This window comes from Streptomyces sp. V4I2, from assembly GCF_030817655.1.
GTDB lineage: Bacteria > Actinomycetota > Actinomycetes > Streptomycetales > Streptomycetaceae > Streptomyces > Streptomyces plumbiresistens.
Genome location: NZ_JAUSZM010000003.1, coordinates 8,669,294 through 8,690,741, shown reverse-complemented (window position 1 = coordinate 8,690,741; position 21,448 = coordinate 8,669,294). Strand labels below are relative to the sequence as shown.

17 protein-coding genes and 1 pseudogene are annotated in these 21,448 nt (G+C 71.2%); 11 read left to right on the top strand and 7 right to left on the bottom strand.

Features of this window, described 5'->3' with window-relative positions:
* Window positions 1–80 precede the first annotated feature (80 nt).
* Entirely contained in the window at window positions 81–1,262 is a 1,182-nt protein-coding gene (locus QFZ76_RS40685) for an ROK family transcriptional regulator (RefSeq protein ID WP_307678363.1), read from the bottom strand.
* Between the two features lie 224 nt (window positions 1,263–1,486).
* On the opposite strand from QFZ76_RS40685, the gene QFZ76_RS40680 reads away from it, so the two are divergent.
* Window positions 1,487–2,323 carry an NAD(P)H-binding protein gene (locus QFZ76_RS40680; RefSeq protein ID WP_307678362.1) on the top strand — a complete coding sequence of 279 codons (837 nt, stop codon included), beginning with the start codon at window positions 1,487–1,489 and terminating at the stop codon, window positions 2,321–2,323.
* Between the two features lie 85 nt (window positions 2,324–2,408).
* On the opposite strand, the gene QFZ76_RS40675 is transcribed toward QFZ76_RS40680, so the two are convergent.
* The 4 genes from QFZ76_RS40675 to QFZ76_RS40660 form a co-directional block, all read right to left on the bottom strand.
* Entirely contained in the window at window positions 2,409–3,086 is a 678-nt protein-coding gene (locus tag QFZ76_RS40675; protein ID WP_266450118.1) for a GntR family transcriptional regulator, read from the bottom strand.
* 162 nt (window positions 3,087–3,248) lie between these two features.
* On the bottom strand, window positions 3,249–4,190 hold the full coding sequence (locus QFZ76_RS40670) for a beta-ketoacyl-ACP synthase III (protein WP_307678361.1): 942 nt from the start codon (window positions 4,188–4,190) through the stop codon (window positions 3,249–3,251).
* Between the two features lie 148 nt (window positions 4,191–4,338).
* Window positions 4,339–4,473: a hypothetical protein gene (locus QFZ76_RS40665; protein WP_266450115.1), complete on the bottom strand. Its 135-nt coding sequence runs from the start codon at window positions 4,471–4,473 to the stop codon at window positions 4,339–4,341.
* Window positions 4,442–5,776, bottom strand: coding sequence for an OFA family MFS transporter (locus tag QFZ76_RS40660; RefSeq protein WP_266450114.1), 1,335 nt, complete (start codon window positions 5,774–5,776; stop codon window positions 4,442–4,444). Before QFZ76_RS40660 ends, QFZ76_RS40665 begins: the two co-directional genes overlap by 32 nt.
* Window positions 5,777–6,009: 233 nt before the next feature.
* Here QFZ76_RS40660 and QFZ76_RS40655 point away from each other — a divergent pair, with 233 nt between their 5' ends.
* The 5 genes from QFZ76_RS40655 to fdhD are packed head-to-tail and all read left to right on the top strand — an operon-like array spanning window position 6,010 to window position 12,487.
* Window positions 6,010–6,981, top strand: a complete 972-nt coding sequence (locus tag QFZ76_RS40655; protein WP_307678360.1) for a 2-dehydropantoate 2-reductase — start codon at window positions 6,010–6,012, stop codon at window positions 6,979–6,981.
* The gene (locus QFZ76_RS40650) at window positions 6,978–8,903 is read left to right on the top strand and encodes a molybdopterin oxidoreductase family protein (protein ID WP_307678359.1); all 1,926 of its coding nucleotides are present in this window, start codon (window positions 6,978–6,980) and stop codon (window positions 8,901–8,903) included. The genes QFZ76_RS40655 and QFZ76_RS40650 overlap by 4 nt, the downstream gene beginning before the upstream one ends.
* Before the next feature lie 38 nt (window positions 8,904–8,941).
* Complete coding sequence (locus QFZ76_RS40645) at window positions 8,942–10,774, top strand: NAD(P)H-dependent oxidoreductase subunit E (protein WP_307678358.1); 1,833 nt, start codon at window positions 8,942–8,944, stop codon at window positions 10,772–10,774.
* Complete coding sequence (locus QFZ76_RS40640) at window positions 10,771–11,631, top strand: 2Fe-2S iron-sulfur cluster-binding protein (protein ID WP_307678357.1); 861 nt, start codon at window positions 10,771–10,773, stop codon at window positions 11,629–11,631. The genes QFZ76_RS40645 and QFZ76_RS40640 overlap by 4 nt, the downstream gene beginning before the upstream one ends.
* 7 nt (window positions 11,632–11,638) lie before the next feature.
* Window positions 11,639–12,487: a formate dehydrogenase accessory sulfurtransferase FdhD gene (gene fdhD, locus QFZ76_RS40635; RefSeq protein WP_307678356.1), complete on the top strand. Its 849-nt coding sequence runs from the start codon at window positions 11,639–11,641 to the stop codon at window positions 12,485–12,487.
* A gap of 243 nt (window positions 12,488–12,730) precedes the next feature.
* Here the strand turns inward: fdhD and QFZ76_RS40630 are convergent, their stop codons facing one another.
* Window positions 12,731–13,276, bottom strand: coding sequence for an isochorismatase family protein (locus tag QFZ76_RS40630; protein ID WP_307678355.1), 546 nt, complete (start codon window positions 13,274–13,276; stop codon window positions 12,731–12,733).
* Between the two features lie 217 nt (window positions 13,277–13,493).
* Here QFZ76_RS40630 and QFZ76_RS40625 point away from each other — a divergent pair, with 217 nt between their 5' ends.
* Window positions 13,494–15,362 (top strand): sialidase family protein, encoded by a 1,869-nt coding sequence (locus QFZ76_RS40625; protein WP_307680275.1) that lies wholly within the window; start codon window positions 13,494–13,496, stop codon window positions 15,360–15,362.
* A gap of 11 nt (window positions 15,363–15,373) precedes the next feature.
* Window positions 15,374–16,603 (top strand): DUF4185 domain-containing protein, encoded by a 1,230-nt coding sequence (locus QFZ76_RS40620; RefSeq protein WP_307678354.1) that lies wholly within the window; start codon window positions 15,374–15,376, stop codon window positions 16,601–16,603.
* On the opposite strand, the gene QFZ76_RS40615 is transcribed toward QFZ76_RS40620, so the two are convergent.
* A complete protein-coding gene (locus QFZ76_RS40615; protein ID WP_307680274.1) occupies window positions 16,539–17,570 on the bottom strand; it encodes a bile acid:sodium symporter family protein in 1,032 nt (343 codons plus the stop codon). The two genes, QFZ76_RS40620 and QFZ76_RS40615, sit on opposite strands and share 65 nt — an antisense overlap.
* A gap of 184 nt (window positions 17,571–17,754) precedes the next feature.
* On the opposite strand from QFZ76_RS40615, the gene QFZ76_RS40610 reads away from it, so the two are divergent.
* The 3 genes and pseudogenes from QFZ76_RS40610 to QFZ76_RS40600 all read left to right on the top strand — a co-directional run bounded on the left by QFZ76_RS40610 (window position 17,755) and on the right by QFZ76_RS40600 (window position 21,387).
* A complete protein-coding gene (locus tag QFZ76_RS40610; protein ID WP_307678353.1) occupies window positions 17,755–18,618 on the top strand; it encodes a LysR substrate-binding domain-containing protein in 864 nt (287 codons plus the stop codon).
* A gap of 105 nt (window positions 18,619–18,723) precedes the next feature.
* A pseudogene (locus QFZ76_RS40605) lies at window positions 18,724–19,266 on the top strand (MFS transporter); the annotation flags it as partial.
* A gap of 294 nt (window positions 19,267–19,560) precedes the next feature.
* Window positions 19,561–21,387 (top strand): long-chain fatty acid--CoA ligase, encoded by a 1,827-nt coding sequence (locus QFZ76_RS40600; RefSeq protein WP_307678352.1) that lies wholly within the window; start codon window positions 19,561–19,563, stop codon window positions 21,385–21,387.
* Window positions 21,388–21,448: the final 61 nt, after the last annotated feature.

The following is a 21,448-nucleotide window of genomic DNA, read 5'->3' as shown; positions in this document are numbered from 1 at the left end:
TGGCTGATGTAGGAAGTCGGCTGGTGAGGGTATGCAGTCGGCTGTGGAGCGTATGGGCGTGGAACGTATGAAGTCGGTGCTTACGCGGGTGAGAACAGGTGGTCGCTGATGAGGCGGGCCGCGCCGATGACTCCGGCGGTGGGACCCAACTCCCCCAGGACGATGGGCAGGTTGCCGGTGGCCAGCGGCAGTGACTGGCGGTAGACCTGGGTGCGGATGGCGGCGAGCAGGGTGTGGCCGAGGCCGGTCACCCCGCCGCCGATCACCACCAGGCCGGGGTTGAAGAAGCTGACCAGGCCGGCGATGACCTGGCCGACGCGGTCGCCGCCCTCACGGATCAGGTCGAGGGCGGTGGCGTCGCCCGCGGCGGCCGCGGCGGCGACGTCGACGGCGGTGAGCCCGCCGTTCGTCTCCAGGCGGGTCGCGAGTTCCACCGACAGACCCTGCTGGGCCGCGTCCGTGGCGTCCCGGGCGAGGGCCGCCCCGCTGAAGTGGGCTTCCAGGCAGCCCCGGTTGCCGCAGGCGCACGGTCGTCCGTCGGGCACGGCCTGGATGTGCCCGATGTCGCCCGCGCTGCCCGTCACCCCGCGGTGGACGTCACCGCCGGCGACGATGCCGCAGCCGATGCCGGTACCGATCTTGACGCAGAGGAAGTCGCGCACGGAGCGTGCGACGCCCGCGTGCATCTCCCCCAGCGCCATCAGGTTCACGTCGTTGTCGACCATGACCGGGCAGCCGAGTTCCTGGCTGAGCGCCTCCCGCACGGGGAAGCCGTCCCAGCCCGGCATGATCGGCGGAGCCACCGGCACGCCCTCGGGGAAGCGGACCGGGCCCGGGACGCCGAAGCCGGCGCCGTCGTAGCCCTCCGCGAGTCCCGAGGCCCTCAACTTGGCGGCCATGGACAGGACTTGCTCGAAGACCGCGACCGGGCCCTCGCGTACGTCCATGGGCTGGTTGAGATGGCCGAGGATCTCCAGTTCGGCGTTGGTGACGGCGACGTCGACCGAGGTCGCGCCGATGTCGACGCCGAGGAACCGCAGGCTGGGGGCGAGCCTGATGTTGTGGGAGCGGCGGCCGCCGCGCGAGGCGGCGAGTCCGTCGGCCACGACCAGGCCGGTCTCCAGCAGCCGGTCGACCTCCACGGCCAGCTTGGACCGCGACAGGTCGACCTGGTCTCCCAGTTGGGCACGGGAGTTGGGGCCGCCGTCCCGCAGCAGCTTCAGCAGGCGGGCCTGATGCGCGTTCGCGGGTCGAGCCGTCATGCGTCTCACGAGCCCCTCCCCGCCTCAATCGGCCACCGGTCGGCTGGCTTTCGAGGGGAACGTAGCAGCGGCTGCCGAAGGTGGGAAGAAGTCGTGCACGGATTGCCGCAGACTTTTCCTCCTCACAGGACAAAGACGGTCCGCACCCTGGTGTCCCCCGCCCCGGCACCGCAGGATGGGCGCGACACCCGGGCCGGGCACGGCCCGGGCGAGAGGGGGACCGTGTGATTCTGGTGACGGGTGCCACGGGGAATGTGGGCGCCGAACTCGTCGGCGCCCTGGCCGAGGCCGGTCGGCCGGTGCGGGCGCTGAGCCGGACCGGCCGGAGGGACGGGTTGCCGTCGGCGGCGTCGGGGGTGGAGGCCGTGGCCGGCGACCTGAACCGGCCAAAGACCGTGCGGGACGCGCTGGACGGCGTAACCGCCCTGTTCCTGATGCCTGGTTACGGCGGTCAGCGCCAGGTCCTGGCGAATGCGCGGGACGCGGGAGTGGAGCGGGTCGTCCTGCTGTCGGGGAAGTCGGCGGGCACCGGCGACACGGCCAACGCGGTCGCCGGCTATCTGATCGACGCGGAGACGGCGGTGCGGGAGTCGGGGCTCGCGTGGACCTGCCTGCGGCCGACCAGCTTCATGTCGAACGCGCTGCAACTGGCCGACCAGATCCGCAAGGGCGACACGGTGCGGGTGCCCTTCCCGGACGTGTACACCACCGACATCGATCCGTACGACATCGCGCAGGCCGCCCTGAGCGCCCTGCTGTCCGACGAGTTCGCGGGCCGGGTCCTCGAACTGACCGGCCCCGAGGCGCTGTTGCCCGCCGACCGTGTCCGCGTCCTCGGCGAGGTGCTGGGGCGGGACCTGCGCGCCGTAGGACTGACGCACGAGGAGACGCGCGCCGAGCTGGAGGCGCGCATGCCGACGCCGTACGTCGACGCGTTCTTCGCCTTCTTCGTCGACGGCACCCTGGACGAGTCGGTGGTCCTGCCGACGGTCCGGGAGGTCACCGGCCGGGCGCCGCGCGCCTTCGCCGACTGGGCGAGGGCGCACGCGGACGCGTTCTGAGCGGCGGGCGCCGTGAGGTCAGCAGCACGGGAGACCGGCAGTTGATGTCGGCAGGACCCGGCGCGCACGGTAAGTACCGCGAGAGCTAAGGCTGTTGGCGGGCGTGGTACGAGCGGCGTGTGTGCTCGGTGTGTTCCCGCATGAGCTCGGTGGCGCGCTGCTCGTCGCGGTCGGCGATCGCGGCGATCAGGTCCCGGTGTTCGATCCAGGACTGGTTGCCGCGCTGCCGGGCGACCGGCGTGTAGTACCAGCGCACCCGCCGGTCGACCTGTGCCGCGAGTTCGGCGAGGACCGCGTTGCCCGCGAGCTCCATGACCTTCCCGTGGAAGCGGGCGTTCAGGGCGACGGCGGCGTCCACGTCGTCCGAGGCGACCGCCAGCCTGCCCTGCTTCAGGATCTCTTCCAGTACCTGGATGCCCGCCTTGTCCGCGTTCGCGGCGGCCAGCCGGGCGGCCTCGGCCTCCAACAGGGTGCGCACGGTGAGGAGTTGGTCGGCCTCCTCCTCGGTCGGCTCGTGCACGAACGCGCCCTGGGCGGGGCGCAGATCGACCCAGCCCTCGGTGTTCAGCCGCTGCAGGGCCTCGCGCACCGGCTGCCGGGAGACTCCGAGATGCCCGGCCAGTTCGCTCTCCACGAGATGCTGGCCGGGCTGCAGGGCGCGGGTGGTGATGAGTTCGAGCAGCGCCTCGTAGACGCGGTCCCGCAGTGGGCCCGGCCGTTCGAGCTTGGGCACTGCTCCCTGCGGCAGTCCTGTCGACAACATCGCGGTCCCCCTCCTCTGCGGGCTGTGCACAGCAGCCGTGAAAGGCCGGTGCAACCCGTAGACCCAGTATCGATTGTCTTTCGTCTACAGTCTACAGTCTACGGTGCACAGGTGCCAGAGGATTGGCGAGTTGGCCTCGTCACATCCCGTTGTAAGGGCACGTCAGGGACAGCGGACCACCTGTCCGGCGTACGACAGGTTCCCGCCGAAGCCGAAGAGCAGCACCGGATCCCCCGTGGAGATGGCGCCCTGCTCCACCAGCTTGGAGAACGCGAGCGGAATGCTCGCGGCGGAGGTGTTACCCGATTCGGTGACATCGCGCGCGATCACGGCGTTGACGGCACCCAGCTTCTGGGCGAGGGGGTCGATGATGCGCAGGTTGGCCTGGTGCAGCACGACCGCGGCGAGGTCCGCGGGGGTGAGGCCGGCGCGTTCGCAGGCCCGGCGGGCGAGGGGCGGCAACTGCGTGGTCGCCCAGCGGTAGACGCTCTGCCCCTCCTGCGCGAACCGCGCGGGCTGACCCTCGATCCGTACCGCGTGCCCCATCTCGGGCACCGACCCCCACAGGACCGGCCCGATGCCGGGTTCCGTCTGAGCAGCCTCGACCACCGCGGCGCCCGCGCCGTCGCCGACGAGCACGCAGGTCGTACGGTCGGTCCAGTCCGCGACCTCGGACATCTTGTCGGCGCCGATGACCAGGGCGCGGGTCGCCGCGCCCGCCCGCACGGTGTGGTCGGCGGTGGCCAGGGCGTGGGTGAAGCCGGCGCACACGACGTTGATGTCCATCGCGGCGGGTGAGGGGATGCCGAGCCGGGCGGCGACCCGGGCGGCCATGTTCGGCGAACGGTCGACCGCGGTCGACGTGGCCACCAGCACCAGGTCGATGTCGGCGGGGGTGAGGCCGGCCGCCGCGAGCGCCTTGGCGGCGGCGTGCGCGGCCAGCTCGTCGACCGGCTCGTCGGGACCGGCGATACGGCGGGTGCGGATGCCCACCCGGGACCTGATCCACTCGTCGCTGGTGTCGACCATGCCCGCCAGGTCCTCGTTGGTGAGTACCCTGGCGGGCTGGTAATGGCCGACAGCGGCGATGCGCGAGCCGTTCATGGGCGAATCCCCCTCGTTGCTCAGGTAGCGGGATTCACCAGTCTGATCAATGACTCGCGGGTACGACGGCAGGTGAAGCCACAGGAAACCGGCTCCGGCCTTGTCGGCTTCCATCAGGACCTCGGACGCCCGAACACTGTCCGAACGGTCACCCGGTGAACAGCTGGGTCGCCTTCTGTACCAGTTCGTACAGCCCGTAGGCGAGCGGTGCCCCGACCCACACCCAGGCGAAGGCGATCAGCCCCCGCCGGCTAGGCGGACTCTGACTGCTGTCGCTGGACATCGACGGCCTCCTTGCTCGGGGCGGGAATGTGGTGACGGACGTGGACGGGCCGGACGAGTTCGTTGGCGACGAAGCCGACCACGAGCAGCCCGATCATGATGACGAACGACAGACCGTACAGTGACGCCCCGTGCTTGCCCGCCTCCTCCTGCCGGTCGGCGATCCAGTTCACGATCAGCGGCCCGAGGACGCCCGCCGTGGACCAGGCGGTGAGCAGCCGCCCGTGGATCGCGCCGACCTGGTAGGTGCCGAAGAGGTCCTTGAGGTAGGCGGGGATGGTCGCGAACCCGCCGCCGTAGAAGGACAGGATCACCAGCGCGCTCAGGATGAACACCGGCTTCGACGAGTCGCCGAACAGGGCGATCAGCGCGTACATCATGGCTCCCACGCCGAGGTAGACGCGGTAGATGTTCTTGCGGCCGATCAGGTCGGAGGTCGACGACCAGCCGATCCGGCCCGCCATGTTGGCCGCGGACAGCAGGGCTACGAAGCCGGCGGCGGCCGAGACCGACACCGGGGTCGAGGTGTCCGCGAAGAAGTCCGTGATCATCGGGGCGGCCTTCTCCAGGATGCCGATGCCGGCGGTCACGTTCATGCAGAGCACGACCCACAGACACCAGAACTGGGGTGTGCGCACCGCACTGCGGGCGGAGACCTGCGGGCCCGCGAGGACACTCGGTGCGCCTTCGACCGGCTTCGGGCTGCGCGGTACCCGTACGAGCAGCACGCCCAGGGTCATGAAGACTGCATACGAAAGCCCGTGTACGAGAAACGCGAGCGCGATCCCGGAGCTGTCGCTGCCGAACGACTCCAGCATCTGCGCCGACCAGGGCGAGGCGATCAGGGCGCCGCCGCCGAAGCCCATGATGGCGATGCCGGTGGCCATGCCCGGCCTGTCCGGGAACCATTTGATCAGGGTCGAGACGGGCGAGATGTAGCCGATGCCGAGGCCGATACCGCCGACGAAGCCGTAGCCGAAGACGATCAGCCAGTACTGCTCGGTGGCCGCGCCGAGCGCGGAGAGCAGGAAGCCGGACGAGAAGCAGATCAGGGCGACGGTCATCGCCCAGCGCGGCCCGTTGCGCTCCACGAGCGTGCCGCCGAACGCGGCCGACAGACCGAGCATGACGATGCCGAGTTGGAAGGGCAGCGCGCTCTGTGTGCCGCTGAGGCCGAGGGCTGATTCCAGGGGCGGCTTGAACACGCTCCAGGCGTAGGCCTGGCCGATGGAGAGGTGGACCGAGAGGGCGGCGGGCGGAACCAGCCAGCGGCTCCAGCCCGCGGGTGCGACTGGGGGACTCATGATCCCGAACGGTAGGAAGAATCCGGGAAGTTGAGAAGGCGGCGCGTCGACCGTATGCGATGAACGGTATCCCGGGCGCGCCGAACGGTCCCACCGGCCGGTTTCTCCGGCCGCTCCCCATCCTGCGCGAACCCTTGCTGGCACAACTTCCATACTGTAGACAATATTTCGTCGACAGAGTTCGGCAGTGCGCCATCTCCGCGGTATCCCTCGACCGAACGGAGCTCCCTCGTATGAAAGTCGCAGTACTCGGCGCCGGAGCGATCGGCGCCTACGTCGGCGCCGCGCTCCACCGCGCCGGCGCCGACGTGCACCTCGTCGCCCGTGGACCGCATCTCGCGGCCATGAGGCGGCACGGTGTGCGGGTCCTCAGCCCGCGCGGTGACTTCACCGCGCACGCACACGCCACCGACGACCCGGCCGAGGTCGGCCCGGTCGACTTCGTCTTCCTGGGCCTGAAGGCCAACTCGTACGCGGCGTGCGGGCCGCTGATCGAGCCTCTCCTGCACGACTCCACGGCGGTCGTGGCCGCCCAGAACGGCATCCCCTGGTGGTACTTCCACCGGCACGGCGGCCCCTACGACGGCCATCGCGTCGAGAGCGTGGACCCGGGCGGCGCGGTCAGTGCGGTGCTCGCGCCCGAACGGGCCGTCGGCTGCGTGGTCTACGCAGCCACCGAGCTCGAAGGGCCGGGCGTGGTACGGCACTTGGAAGGAACCCGGTTCTCCGTCGGCGAGCCCGACCGCAGCGTCTCGGCGCGCTGTACGGCGTTCAGCGAGGCGATGCAGGCCGGCGGGCTGAAGTGCCCGGTCGAGCCCGACCTGCGCAACGACATCTGGCTCAAGCTGCTCGGCAACATCTCCTTCAACCCGATCAGCGCGCTGGCCCGCGCCACCATGCGGCAGATGTGCCTGCACGGCGGCACCCGCAAGGTCATCGAGATCATGATGACCGAGACGCTCAGCGTCGCCGAGGCCCTCGGCTGCGAGGTCGGCGTCTCCATCGAGCGCCGGCTCGCGGGCGCCGAACGGGTCGGCGACCACCGCACCTCCACGCTCCAGGACCTGGAGCGCGGCAAGCCGCTCGAACTCGACGTACTGCTCGCGGCCGTCGTGGAGCTGGCGGAGATCACCGGCGTCGAGGTGCCCACCCTGCGCACCGTGCACGCCATCTCGGACCTGCTCGCCCTGAGGAGCGCCGCATGAGGAAACGCGATCGAACCCCGAAGACCTACACCCGGCTCACCCATCCCCTGGTCCGGGACTCCCGCGACGAACCGTTCCGTCAGGCCACCTGGGAGGAGGCGCTGGACCGCGCCGCCCGGGGCCTGACGGCGGCCCGCGGCGCGTTCGGCATGTTCTCCTGCGCCCGGGCGACGAACGAGATGAACTTCGTGGCGCAGAAGTTCGCCCGGGTCGTCATGGGCACCAACAACGTCGACTCCTGCAACCGGACGTGTCACGCCCCGAGCGTGGCCGGTCTGTCGGCCGCGTTCGGCTCGGGCGGCGGGACGTCGTCGTACGAGGAGATCGAGCACACCGACGTCATCGTCATGTGGGGCTCCAACGCCCGTTTCGCGCATCCGATCTTCTTCCAGCACGCGCTCAAGGGCATACACAACGGCGGTCGACTGTATGCGGTCGACCCGCGACGGACGTCGACCGCCGAGTGGGCGGAGAGCTGGCTCGGTCTCAACGTCGGCACGGACATCCCGATGGCGCACGCGATCGGCCGCGAGATCATCCACGCCGGCCTCGCCAACGAGGCGTTCATCGCGCGCGCCACCAGCGGCTACGAGGAGTACCAGCAGCTCGTCGAACCGTGGACGCTGTCCCTCGCGCAGAAGGTGACGGGCGTACCGGCCGCCGCCATACGGGAGTTGGCGCACGCCTACGCCCGCGCCGAACGCGCCCAGCTGTGCTGGACCCTCGGCATCACCGAGCACCACAACGGCACCGACAACGTGCGCGCATTGATCAACCTCTCGCTGCTCACCGGCCACGTCGGGCGCTACGGCTCCGGTCTGCAGCCCCTGCGCGGCCAGAACAACGTGCAGGGCGGCGGCGACATGGGCGCCATCCCCAACCGGCTGCCCGGGTTCCAGGACATCCTCGACCCCGTGGCGCGGCTGAAGTTCGAGTCGGCCTGGGACACCGTCATCCAGCCGCACTACGGGATGAACCTGACGGAGATGTTCGAGGCCATGGAGGAGGGCACGCTCAAGGCGGTCTACTGCATCGGCGAGAACCCGGCGCAGTCGGAGGCGGACAGCGAGCAGGCCGTACGGCGGATGCGGCAGCTGGACTTCCTCGTGGTGCAGGACATCTTCCTCACGAAGACGGCCGAACTCGCGGACGTCGTCCTGCCCGCCACGGCCGGCTGGGCGGAGACCGAGGGCACAACCACCAACAGCGAGCGGCGGGTTCAGCGGGTGCGCCGGGCGGTGACCCCGCCCGGTGAGGCCCGCGAGGACATCGACATCATCTGCGACCTGGCCGCACGGCTCGGCCACGACTGGAAGTACGCCGACTCCGAGTCCGTCTGGAACGAGCTCCGCTCGGTCTCGCCGGACCACTACGGGATGACGTACGACCGCCTGGAGGAACACCAGGGCATCCAGTGGCCCTGCCCGGACCCCGACCGGCTCGAACCGACGTACCTGCACGGCCGGTTGTGGGAGAAGGACCCCGCACGGCGCGGCAGGCCGGCCCCCTTCGGACTCGTCCAGCACGATCCGCCGGTCGATCTCACCGACGAGCAGTACCCGGTCCGGCTGACCACCGGCCGACGGCTCGACTCGTACAACACCGGTGTGCAGAGCGGGAGTTTCGCGTCCCCGCTGCGGCGCGGCGAGTTCATCGAGCTGTGCCCGGAGGACGCCGAGCGGTACGGGGTCGTGGTCGGCGAGGAGGTGCAGGTCGCCTCGCGGCGCGGGTCGGTCGTCGCGCCCGTGTGGATCGACCCCGCCCTCAGGCCCGGGCTGGCCTTCATGACCATGCACTTTCCCGACGAGGTGGACACCAACCAGCTGACGATCGAGGCGAATTGCCCGATCGCGGGGACGGCGGAGTTCAAGGCGTCGGCGATCCGCATCGAGAAGCTGCCGATCACGACGACCGTCGGCTGACCCAAGCTGCTCAGTTGGCTCAAGAGTGAGGTGACCTGGTGGATCTGCACTTCGGTGACAGCAAGCCGACGGACGACGAGCGGGCGGCGGTCGACGCGCTGCTCGGTCCTCCGGAGTCCTCGTGGGAGGGGGCCGACCGCGATGAGATGAGGGCCGCCGACCTCAGGTGGGCCCGTGGCGGGCGCGCGGCCCGGGACCGCCGCGACCTGCTGCTGCCGGGGCTGCACGCGATCAACGACCGGGTCGGCTGGATCAGCGAGGGCGCCCTGGACTACCTGTGCCGCCGGCTGACCGTGCCGCCGGCGGAGGCGTACGGGGTCGCCACCTTCTACGCGATGTTCTCGGTCGAGCCGCGCCCCGCGACCGTGCTGCACGTGTGCACGGACCTGGCGTGCGCGGCCGCCGGGGCGTCCGAGCTGTGTGCCGGGATCGAGGCCCGGCTCGGCCTCGCCGGCGGGGTCTCGGTCGAACGCAGCCCGTGCCTCGGCCTGTGCGAACGGGCTCCGGCCGCGCTCGCGATCAAGGCCGGGGATCCGGTGCGTACGGCGGTCTCGGCGCCGGCGACGGTCGAGGCGGCCGTACTCGCGGCGAGTGCACCGGACTCGGCGCCGGGCGAGCCGCCGGCGGCGATGGCGGTGCCCCAGGCGGGAGACCCGTCGCTGACCCTGCTGCGCCGCGTCGGCGCCGTGGACCCGACGAGCCTGGACGACTACCGGGCCCACGGCGGCTACACCGCGCTGCGCCGGGCCTTCGACCTCGGTCCCGCCGGAGTCATCCGTGAGGTCACCGACTCGGGCCTGGTCGGGCGCGGTGGCGCCGCCTTCCCCACCGGCCGCAAGTGGCAGGCCACGGCGTCCCAGCCCGACCATCCGCACTACCTGGTGTGCAACGCGGACGAGTCCGAGCCGGGCACCTTCAAGGACCGCGTGATCATGGAGGGCGACCCGTACGCGCTGGTGGAGGCGATGACGATCGCGGCGTACGCGACCGGAACGCACCGGGGCTTTCTGTATCTGCGCGGCGAATATCCGCGTGCAGTACATCGTATGCAATATGCCGTCGACCAGGCGCGCGCCCGTGGACTGCTCGGCGACGACGTCCTCGGCCAGGGCTACGCCTTCGACATCGAGATCCGGCGGGGCGCGGGCGCGTACATCTGCGGCGAGGAGACGGCCCTGTTCAACTCCATCGAGGGCTACCGGGGCGAGCCGCGCTCGAAGCCGCCGTTCCCCGTGGAGAAGGGCCTGTTCGGCAAACCCACGGTCGAGAACAACGTCGAGACGCTGGTCAACGTGCTGCCGATCCTGACCATGGGCGCCCCGGCGTACGCGGCGATCGGGACCCAGCGGTCCACCGGGCCCAAACTGTTCTGCGTGTCGGGCAGCGTGGACCGGCCCGGGATCTACGAGCTGCCGTTCGGCGCCACGCTGGGCGAACTGCTGGACCTGGCCGGCGTGCGCGAGGGGCTGCGGGCGGTGCTGCTCGGCGGGGCGGCCGGCGGCTTCGTACGGCCGGACGAACGGGACATCCCGCTCACCTTCGAAGGCACCCGGGAGGCGGGCACCACGCTCGGGTCGGGGGTCGTGATGGCCTTCGACGACACGGTGCCGCTGCCCCGGCTGCTCCTGCGGATCGCCGAGTTCTTCCGTGACGAGTCGTGCGGGCAGTGCGTGCCGTGCCGGGTCGGGACCGTCCGCCAGGAGGAGGCGCTGCACCGGATCGCGGAGCGCACGGGTGCGGCGGCGGCCGACGACATCGCCCTGCTCAGGGAGGTCGGCCGCGCCATGCGGGACGCCTCCATCTGCGGTCTGGGACAGACCGCGTGGAACGCCGTGGAATCCGCCATCGACCGCCTGGGGGCGTACGAATGACCGTGACACCGCTGGGGATCCCCCGCCGCCTGCTGGAGTTCACCATCGACGGGGAGGAGGCCAGGGTCCCCGAGGGCTCGACCGTCCTCGATGCCTGCCGGGCAGCCGGGAAGGACATCCCGACGCTCTGTGAGGGCGACACCCTCACCCCCAAGAACGCCTGCCGGGTCTGTGTCGTCGAGGTCGAGGGCTCCCGCACCCTGGTCCCGGCCTGCTCCCGCAAGGCCGAGCCCGGCATGCAGGTGAGGACCGACACCGAGCGGGCCCGCCACAGCCGCAAGATCGTCCTGGAGCTGCTCGCCTCCTCGGTCGACATGTCGACGACCCCGAGGGTGGCAGAGTGGATCAAGGAGTACGAGGCGAAGCCGGACCGTTTCGGCCCGGACGCGGCCCGGCTGAACGAGGAGCCGAGGGTCGACAACGACCTGTACGTCCGCGACTACGACAAGTGCATCCTCTGCTACAAGTGCGTGGACGCCTGCGGCGACCAGTGGCAGAACACCTTCGCGATCTCGGTCGTGGGGCGCGGCTTCGACGCCCGGATCGCCGTGGAGCACGACGGGCCGCTCACGGACTCGGCGTGCGTGTACTGCGGCAACTGCATCGAGGTGTGTCCCACGGGGGCCCTGTCCTTCAAGTCGGAGTTCGACATGCGGGCGGCGGGTACCTGGGACGAGTCGGCGCAGACGGAGACGACCACGGTGTGCGCGTACTGCGGAGTGGGCTGCAACCTCACTCTGCACGTGCAGGACAATGAGATCGTGAAGGTCACCTCGCCGCACGACAACCCGGTGACCCACGGCAACCTCTGCATCAAGGGCCGTTTCGGCTACCAGCACGTACAGAACCGGGGCTGATCAGGACATGGGACGAGTCACGGAACGACGCAAGGTGATCCGCATCCGGGACGGGGTGGTCTCCAGCCGCCCGGACACGCTCGTCGCCGAGGAACCACTCGAGATCCGGCTGAACGGCAAACCGCTCGCCATCACCATGCGCACACCGGGCGACGACTTCGCGCTCGCCGCCGGTTTCCTGGTGAGCGAGGGTGTACTGGCCGCGGCATCCGATCTGCTGAATATTGTCTACTGTGCGGGGGCGACCGTAGACGGCTCGAACTCCTACAACGTGGTGGACGTGCGGACCGCGCCGGGCGTGATCATGCCCGACATCACGCTCGAGCGGAACGTCTACACGACCTCGTCCTGCGGCCTGTGCGGCAAGGCGAGCCTCGACGCCGTCCGTACGACCGCCCGCTGGCCCATCTCCGACACTCCCCCGGTCCGCGTCGAACCCGAGTTGCTCGCGAGCCTCCCCGACCGGCTGCGCGCGGCCCAGCGGGTCTTCGACCGGACCGGGGGCCTGCACGCGGCGGCCCTGTTCTCCGAGGACGGCGAACTGCTCGACATCCGGGAGGACGTGGGCCGGCACAACGCTGTCGACAAGCTGGTCGGCCGCGCCCTGCAGAACGGGGACCTGCCGCTGTCCCGCACGATCCTGCTCGTGTCGGGCCGGGCCTCCTTCGAGCTGGCGCAGAAGGCCGTGATGGCGGGCATCCCGGTCCTCGCGGCGGTCTCGGCGCCCTCGTCACTGGCCGTGGACCTGGCGGCGGAGGCGGGGCTGACGCTGGTGGGCTTCCTGCGGGGCAGCTCCATGAACGTGTACGCGGGCGAGGGCCGCATCGCCCTGCGGGCCGCGGCCGCCCAGGGCTGACCGGCTCCCCGCGACACGGCGGCGGGGCCCCGACCGGCGGGGAGCGCCCCCTGCGCCGCAGGGGCCCCGTCTCAACCAGCCGTCACAGCCTGCCGTCTCAGCCCGCCGTCTCAGCCCGCCGTCTCGAGCTGCCGCCTGTGCGGAAACTCGGCGAAGGCGGTGATCAGGGGGAGCGGCGGCTCGCCGGCTGCCGACCGCGGTACGCAGGTGAGGCCGAGCCCGCCCGCCACACGCTCCGAGGACTCACTCCGCCCCGAGGCGCACCTGCGCCGCGGTCACCACGGTGCCCAGCCGGGGGAAGTCCAGCCGTACGGACGCCTCGTGCTCGGCCGCCGTGAACGCGGCCATGGCGTCCTCGACGAAGACGAGGTCGTAGCCGAGGTCGCCTGCAGCGCGTGCGGTGGACTCCACGCCGAGGTTGGTGGCGATCCCGCCGAACACGAGCGTGGTGACACCGTGTTCGCGCAGGCGCTCGTCCAGGCCGGTGCCGTGGAACGCGCCGATCGTCCGCTTCACGATCTCGACGTCACCGTCCCGGAGCAGGCCGGCCACCAGCCCGCTGCCGGGCGGCTGCTCGGCGACGCCGGTGCGCTCGACGCGGACGAGCACGACGAGTGCACCGGCCGCGCGGAACCGGGACGCCAACTCCTCGGCGACAGCGAGGACTTCGACGCCCTTCCGGGGTTCCAGGGGCAGCGCGACGATGCGGTCCATCAGGTCGACGAGCACGAGGGCGGTGCGGGCGGCGTCGAGCGCGGGCCCGGATTCGACGGTGCGTGGTGGGTTCATGACGGAACGTTATCCGCCGTCGGCCGTCCGTACCGGAAATCCGGATCAACAGGCCCATGAACTCGTCGCGTTCGGCCCGCGGGGAGCCGGCATGGTGCCGCAGGTTCTGGCGTTCGTGACACCCATCCGGAGCAGCGAGGCGCCCCGCCTGACATATCTGACAAACCGTCAGATCTAGCATGATCGGATGTTCAGACAGGAAAGGGAAGCCCGTCCCCTGCCGGCATGGTTTCGCGCCCGTCCGGGATCCATCACTCTCACAGCTGTCGTCGTGACGGCGGCGCTGACCGTGTCGCCCACTCCCGTCCACGCCCAAGCATCGAGTTCCGCACCGGAGTTCGAGCAACAGGTCCTCTTCAAGGCGTCCCAGCACCCCGGCTACGCCTGCTTCCGCATTCCGGCAATTGTGCATACAGTCGACGGCACACTGCTGGCCTTCGCCGAGGGCCGGGTCCTGAACTGCGGTGACGCCGCCGACATCGGCATCGTCCTGAAGCGCTCCACGGACGGCGGCCGCACCTGGGGCCCGCTCCAGGTCATCAACAAGGGCCACGGCGACACGCACGGCAACCCGGCCCCGATCGTGGACCGCGACACCGGCCGCGTGCTGCTCGCCGAGACCTACAACACGGGTCGCACGGACAGCGCCGGCTGCTCCGCGCCCTGCGACCGGACCCCCCATCTGCAGTACAGCGACGACGACGGCCTGACCTGGTCGGCGCCGCGCGACCTGAGCGCCGAGATCCGGCCCGCGCACTGGAACTCCTGGTACGCCACCGGTCCCGTGCACGGCGTCCAGCTCACCCGTGGCGCGCACGCCGGCCGACTGGTCTTCGGCGTCAACGCCGAGACGTGGAACGGCAGTCGGGTCACCGCCAACCACGCCGCCCTCATCGTCAGCGACGACGGCGGCGACCACTGGAAGGCCGGCGCCACCGACTCCTGGTCCGTCGCCGAGGACCGCGTCTTCCGGCAGAAACCGTCCGAGCTGACGCTCACCGAGCGCACCGACGGCGCGGTCCTGGTCAGCGGCCGCGAACAGCACGGCACCGACATCGGCCACCGTACCCAGGCCGTCAGTCTCGACGGCGGCACCAGCTTCACCGCCCCCTTCCGCGAGCTCCCGGACCTCTACACGCCCCAGGTCCAGTGCGCGACGCTCCCCTTCGGCGACCGCATCCTGCTGTCCTGTCCCGCCGATCCCGACCGCCGCCGGACCATGATGATCCGCTCCTCCTACGACGGCGGCGCCACCTGGGACAGTGTCGACCGGGGCACGGTCGTCACCACGGACTGGTCCGGCTACTCCGACCTGGCGCCGGTCGACGACGCCACGGTGGGCCTGCTGTACGAGGCCGGCGCCGTCGACGCCCGCGACGAGATCCGCTTCGCCCGCTTCACCGAGGACTGGCTGCAGGCACGCCGCGGCCTGGATCCGACCACCCTCGGTCTCGCCCCGGGCGCCGCGAGCGCGGCCGTGCTGGGCGGCGCCGGGGCGACGGTCGGCGCCTTGGGCGGGGCGCTGGAGTTCGACGGCGCCGACGGCGCCGTACGCCTGCCGTACCGCGAGCAACTCGCCCTGGGCACAAAAGAGTTCACGGCATCCCTCCGGTTCCGCTACACCGCCACGACCGGGGAACAGCCGCTGCTGTGGATGGGCGGGGTCGGCAACACCCAGCCGCAGGTGTGGCTGCGCGGCGAGCCCGCGGGCAACCGGCTGCGCGGCCTGATCACCGCGCGGGACGGCGCGACGACCGTGCGCACGGCGACCGTCACCACCACCGGCGCCCACAACGACGGCCGGTGGCACCATCTGGCGCTGCGCCGCGGCGGCGGCCGGCTGACCCTGTTCATCGACGGTACTGCGACCGGCGCAGCGGACGTGCCGGGCTCGGTCAGCCGCAACGCGCCGTTCGGCGTGCACATCGGGCAGCGCATGGACAGCCGGGCCTTCTTCACCGGCGCGATCGACGACGTCCGCGTCTGGGACCGGGCCCTCACCGACGAGGAGATCAAGGCCGGGAGCGGCCCGGTGGGGAACGCCGTCCTGTGGCTGCCCATGGACCACGTGAGCAACAGCCGCTAACGTCCGGGAGCGTGCCCGAGGAGATACGAGCACGACAACGGACGGGAGTCGGGGTCGGCCTGCTGATGACCCTGGTTCTCGCGGCGGTGCTGCTCAGCGCCCTGCCGGACGACGACAATCAACAGAATTCGGGAGACTGTATACCGCATACCGTCGGCTCGTGGTCGACGGATGACCGCATCACCGCCGAGTTCGCCCGCTACGGTGACGACGCGACCCGTGCCGACGACTGGACCGGCGGCGACGGCACGCACTCGGTGCGGCTGCCGGACGGCCGGCTGCTGTGGCTGTTCTCGGACACCTACCTCGGCCAGGTGCACCGCCCGCCCAACCCGGTCGGCGAGTCGTACGCCTGGCGGGACGGGACGGCGCCGCTCGTGCGCAATTCGGCCGTGCTGATGGACGAGGGGCGGCTGCAGGCGACGCTGCCCGCGCCGCTGTTCCCCGACCCGGGCCCGAACCAGTGGCGCTGGCCGGTCGCGGCCCGTGTCGAGCCCCGCTCCCCCGGCTCCTCCGAGCAGGTGCTGCGGGTGCTGCTGTGGGTGCGCACGGCCGGACCGGCGCCGTGGATCTACGGGGTGCCCACCGCCACCGAGGTGGCCACACTGTCCCTGCCCGACCTGCGGGTCGAGTCGGTCGTCGAGGTGCTCGACCAGCGGCTCGTCCAGGATCCGTCCCGGCGGGTGCTGTTCGGGACGACGCTGGTCGAGAAGGGCGGCTGGACCTACGTGTTCGGCGGCGACGACGGTCAGGCGGCGTCCCGGCCCGCCTCGCAGGCGTACGTGGCGCGGGTGCCCGAGGGCGGGCTCGGGGATCCGGCCGCCTGGGAGTACTGGGACAGTTCCGGCTGGGCGGCGCGCGCCCGCCCGGGTGCCGTGCTCGGGGACGGGCGGCGCACCGGGGTGGGCAGCGCGTTCTCGGTGGTGCGCGAGGGCGGGACGTACGTGCTGTTCACGATGGCGGCGGGGGCGCGGGGGCTGACCACGGTGACCTCGTACTGGGCGTGCTCCCCCACCGGGCCCTGGCACGGCCCGGCGAAGGACTTCACCCCGTCCCTGCCGCCGGGACAGGTCGCCGCCTACAACCCCCAGGTGCACCCCGAACTCGGCGGTGACGGAAGGCTGGTGCTGAGCTACGACGTCAACTGGCTGGAGCCGACGGGGGCGGCGGCGCAGCTCAACCGGAACGTGTCCCTGTACCGACCGCGGTTCGTGACCCTGCGGCTGACGCCGGCGCGGTGACCTCCTCGCGGGCCACGCCGGAGTCGTCGGGGTCGTGCGAGCGGCGTTTGGCGATCACCGCGCACACCATCAGCTGCATCTGGTGGAAGAGCATCAGCGGCAGCACGGCCAGCGCGGCATGTGCGCCGAACAGGACACTCGCCATGGGCAGTCCGGAGGCCAGGGACTTCTTCGAGCCGGCGAACTGGATCGCGATCCGGTCCGCCCGGCCGAAGCGGAGCGCCTTGCTGCCGTACCAGGTAAGGGCCAGCATCACGGCGAGGAGCACGGCCTCGACGCCGAGCAGGCCGGCCAGCCTGACGGGGCTCACCTGGTGCCAGATGCCCTGGACCATGCCCTCGCTGAACGCCGTGTAGACGACGAGGAGGATCGAGCCGCGGTCGACCAGGCCGAGGACCTTCTTGTGCCGGGCGACGAAGCCGCCGATCCAGCGGCGCAGCAGTTGCCCGGCGAGGAACGGCACCAGCAGCTGGAGCACGATCTCCAGGACCGAGTCGGCGGAGAACCCGCCGCCGCTGTTGCCGAGCAGGGCGGCCGCCAGCAGCGGGGTGACGACGATGCCCACCAGGGAGGAGAAGGAGCCGGCGCAGATCGCGGCCGGAACGTTTCCGCGGGCCATCGAGGTGAAGGCGATCGACGACTGGATGGTCGAGGGCACCAGGGTGAGGAAGAGCAGGCCCTGGTAGAGCGGGTGGGTCAGGAAGACGGGGACGAGCCCGCGGGCGGCCAGTCCCAGCAGCGGGAACACGAGGAACGTGCAGGCCAGGACGGTGACGTGGAGCCGCCAGTGCTTGAGCCCGTCCAGCGCCTCACGGGTGGACAGGCGGGCGCCGTAGAGGAAGAAGAGGAAGGCGATGGCGCCCGTGGAGGCGCCGGAGGCCACGTCGGCCGACGTCCCGCGCGCCGGGAGGAGAGCCGCGAGGCCCACCGTCCCGAGCAGCAGCAGGATGTACGGGTCGATCGGCATCCAACTCGGCCAACGCAGGCGTTTCACGGTGCTCCACTTGCTCGGTGCTGTCGGTGGTACGGCGGGGAACGGGCCTTCGGCCGCCGGGTCACGGGTCCCCTCTCCATCCTGCTCTCTCACCCGGCGATCGGGAATCCGGTATACCGCACTCACTGTCATCACGTTCCGCGATATCCTGGGCCTCGTGTACGACCCCTCCCAGCTGCGTACGTTCCTCGCGGTGGCGCAGACGCTGAGCTTCACGCAGGCCGCCCGGCGGCTGGGGCTGCGCCAGTCCACGGTCAGCCAGCACGTGCGGCGGCTGGAGGACGCCGCCGGGCGGCAGTTGTTCACCCGGGACACCCACTCCGTGGAACTGACGGAGGACGGCGAGGCGATGCTGGGCTTCGCGCGCCGGATCCTGGAGGTGCACGAGCAGGCGGCGGCGTTCTTCACGGGAACGCGGGTGCGCGGCCGGCTGCGGTTCGGCGCGTCGGAGGACTTCGTGCTGACCCGGCTGCCCGAAATCCTGGAGGGCTTCAGGCACGACCATCCGGAGGTCGACCTGGAGCTGACGGTCGAGCTGTCGGGCACGCTGCACGAGCAGTTGGCGGCCGGGAAGCTGGACCTGATGCTCGCCAAGCGGCGCCCCGAGGACCCGCGCGGCCGGCTGGTCTGGCACGACGAACTGGTCTGGATCGGCGCCGAGCGACTGCGCCTGGACGCGGACCGGCCGGTGCCGTTGATCGTGTACCCGCCGCCCGGCATCACCCGGGCGCTCGCCCTGGAGGCGCTGGAGCGCCAGGGCCGGGCCTGGCGCGTCGCGTGCACCAGCGCCAGCCTCAACGGGCTGGTCGCGGCGGCCCGGGCGGGCCTCGGCGTGATGGCCCACTCCCGGGGCCTGATCCCGCCCGGACTGGTCCGCATCCCTGACCGGTCGGGCCTGCCGGAACTCGGCCGCGTCGACTTCGTCCTGGTCCACGGCGGCCGCCGTACGGCCGCCCGGGGCGCCGCCGACGCGCTGGCGGCGGCGATCCTGGCGGGCGGGGACCGGCTGCACCGGCATTGACGCGGCAGCGGCGGCACGGGCGTCAGCGCGACGGCCGCTGGTAGGTGAGCTGCTTCACCCGCCGCAGGAACGGCGAGGCCTCCACGTGCTGGACCCCGTCCAGCCGTGTCGGCCCGGTTCACCGTCGGGGGCGGGCTGCTGCTGATCGGCGCCGGCCAGTTCTGCACGGCCGGCCTGGACGCCGACTCGGGCGCGAACACGCTGATTCCGGGGCTGGTGCTGGTGGGTGCCGGTACGGGGCTGGTGTCGCCCGGCATCGCGGGCGCCGCGCCGGCCGCGGTGCCGCCGGAGCGGGCGGGCATGGCGGGCGGCGCGGTCAACACGTTCCGGCAGCTCGGTTACGCGATCGGCATCGCCCTGTGCGGCACGGTCCTGACCTCCCGGATGCAGGACACGCTGCCGCAGGACGCGGCCCACGCCCTGGCGGGCGGCGGCGCCGAGGCGCTCGGGGGCACGTTCTCCGGGCAGACCCTGCGGGCGGCCTTCACCGCGGGGCTCGACCGGGCGGCGCTCGTCGCCGCAACGGTGGCCGTGGTCGCCGGCGTGCTGGTGCTCGCGCTGGTCAGGACTCCGCGGCCGGCGCGGGCCCCTGTGACGGATCCGGCCGCCGCGACGCTGACACAGGAGAGGGCCGCACAGCACGGCTGAGGCCGACCGGCCCCTCGTCTCGACCGGGTGGTCATGATCGGGTCGTCGCGAGGGGCGTAATCAGGCCAGCGCGACGGCCGTCATCAGGTCGTACAGATTCGGTGGAGATTACGGCACCGAAACTTACTCAACCGTCAGGTTTCTGTCCGACCCTTCCCCATGTGGGCGCATTTTCCGCCACTGACCAGTGCATACGTGAGCACTGCTCGATTTCCGCGCCCCTCCCGCCCGCTCCCCGGGTGGGGTAGCTTTCACGGCGCTGTGCGGAGCGTCACCAGAGGCGGGGAGCGGGGATTGCGCGAGTTCACCAACCCTCCGTTGGCGTTGGCACCGCCGGTGGGCGGTCTGGCCGACGTCGTCTTCCGGCATGCGCAGGAGGACCCGCTGTACATCGCGCTCGGCCGCAAGGACGACACCGGGCAGTGGCGGGACGTGACCGCCGCCGAGTTCCGCGACGAGGTCCTCGCCCTCGCCAAGGGCCTGCTCGCCCAGGGCGTCCGCTTCGGCGACCGCGTCGCGATCATGTCCCCCACCCGCTACGAGTGGACCCTGTTCGACTTCGCGCTGTGGACGATCGGCGCCCAGGTGGTGCCCGTCTATCCCACGTCCTCGGCCGAACAGTGCTTCTGGATGCTGTACGACGCCGAGTGCACGGCGGCCGTCGTGGAGCACGAGGACCACGCCATGACGATCGCCACCGTCATCGACCGGCTGCCGCACCTGCGCCAGTTGTGGCAGCTGGACGCGGGCGCCGTACAGGAGTTGTACGACGCCGGCGCCCACCTCGACGACGAGGTGGTGCACCGGCACCGGCAGGCCGTCACCCCCGACTCGACCGCGACGATCATCTACACCTCGGGCACCACCGGCCGCCCCAAGGGCTGTGTCATCTCGCACGGCAACTTCATGTACGAGGCGGACACGGTCATCGAGCGCTGGGAGTCGGTGTTCCACTCCAAGAAGGGTGACGAGGCGGCGACCCTGCTGTTCCTGCCGCTCGCGCACGTCTTCGGACGGATGGTGCAGGTCGCCGCGATCCGCGGGAAGGTCAAGTTCGGCCACCAGCCGCAGCTCAACGCGGCCGCCCTGCTGCCCGACCTGGCCGCCTTCAAGCCGACCTTCTTCCTCGCGGTGCCGTACATCTTCGAGAAGGTGTTCAACGCGTCCCGCCGCAAGGCGGAGAAGGAGGGCAAGGCCGGGGCCTTCGAGAAGGCCGTCGACGTCGCCGTGAAGTACGCGGACGCCATGGAGGCGAAAGCCTGGGGCATCGGGCCCGGCCCCTCGGCGGGGCTGCGCATGCAGCACCAGCTCTTCGACAAGCTCGTCTACTCCAAGGTACGGGCCGCGATGGGCGGCCGGATCCGGCAGGCGATGTCGGGCGGATCGGCGATGGACCGCAGGCTCGGACTGTTCTGGGCGGGCGCGGGCGTGCACATCTACGAGGGCTACGGCCTCACCGAGACCACCGCCGCCGCCACCGCCAACCCGCCCGAGCGCACCCGCTACGGCACCGTCGGCCGGCCCATCCCCGGCATGACCGTGCACATCGCGGACGACGGCGAGATCTGGCTGCGCGGCGACAACGTCTTCCAGGGCTACCTCAACAACCCCAAGGCCACCGACGAGACCCTGCACGAGGGCTGGCTCGCCACCGGCGACCTCGGCTCCCTCGACGAGGACGGCTACCTCACCATCACCGGCCGCAAGAAGGAGATCCTGGTCACCTCCGGCGGCAAGAGCGTCTCCCCCGGCCAGCTGGAGGAACGGGTGCGCGACCATCCGCTGGTCGCCCAGTGCATCGTCGTCGGCAACGACCGCCCGTACATCGCCGCCCTGGTCACCCTCGACCAGGAGGCCGTCGAGCACTGGCTGACGATGCGCGGCAAACCGCGGATGTCGCCCGCCGAGCTGGTGCGGGACGCGGACCTGGAGACGGAGGTGCGGCGGGCCGTGGTCGCCGCCAACACACAGGTCTCGCAGGCCGAGTCGATCCGCACGTTCCGCATCCTCGCCCAGCCCTTCACCGAGGAACACGGCCTGCTGACCCCGTCGCTGAAGCTGAAGCGCAAGGCGATCGAGAACGCGTACGCGAGCGAGGTCGAGGCGCTGTACCGAGCATGAGGCTCGATACCGGCACACTCCGGCCGTTTCCGCCCGATTCCGCCGATTCCTACTGATTCTC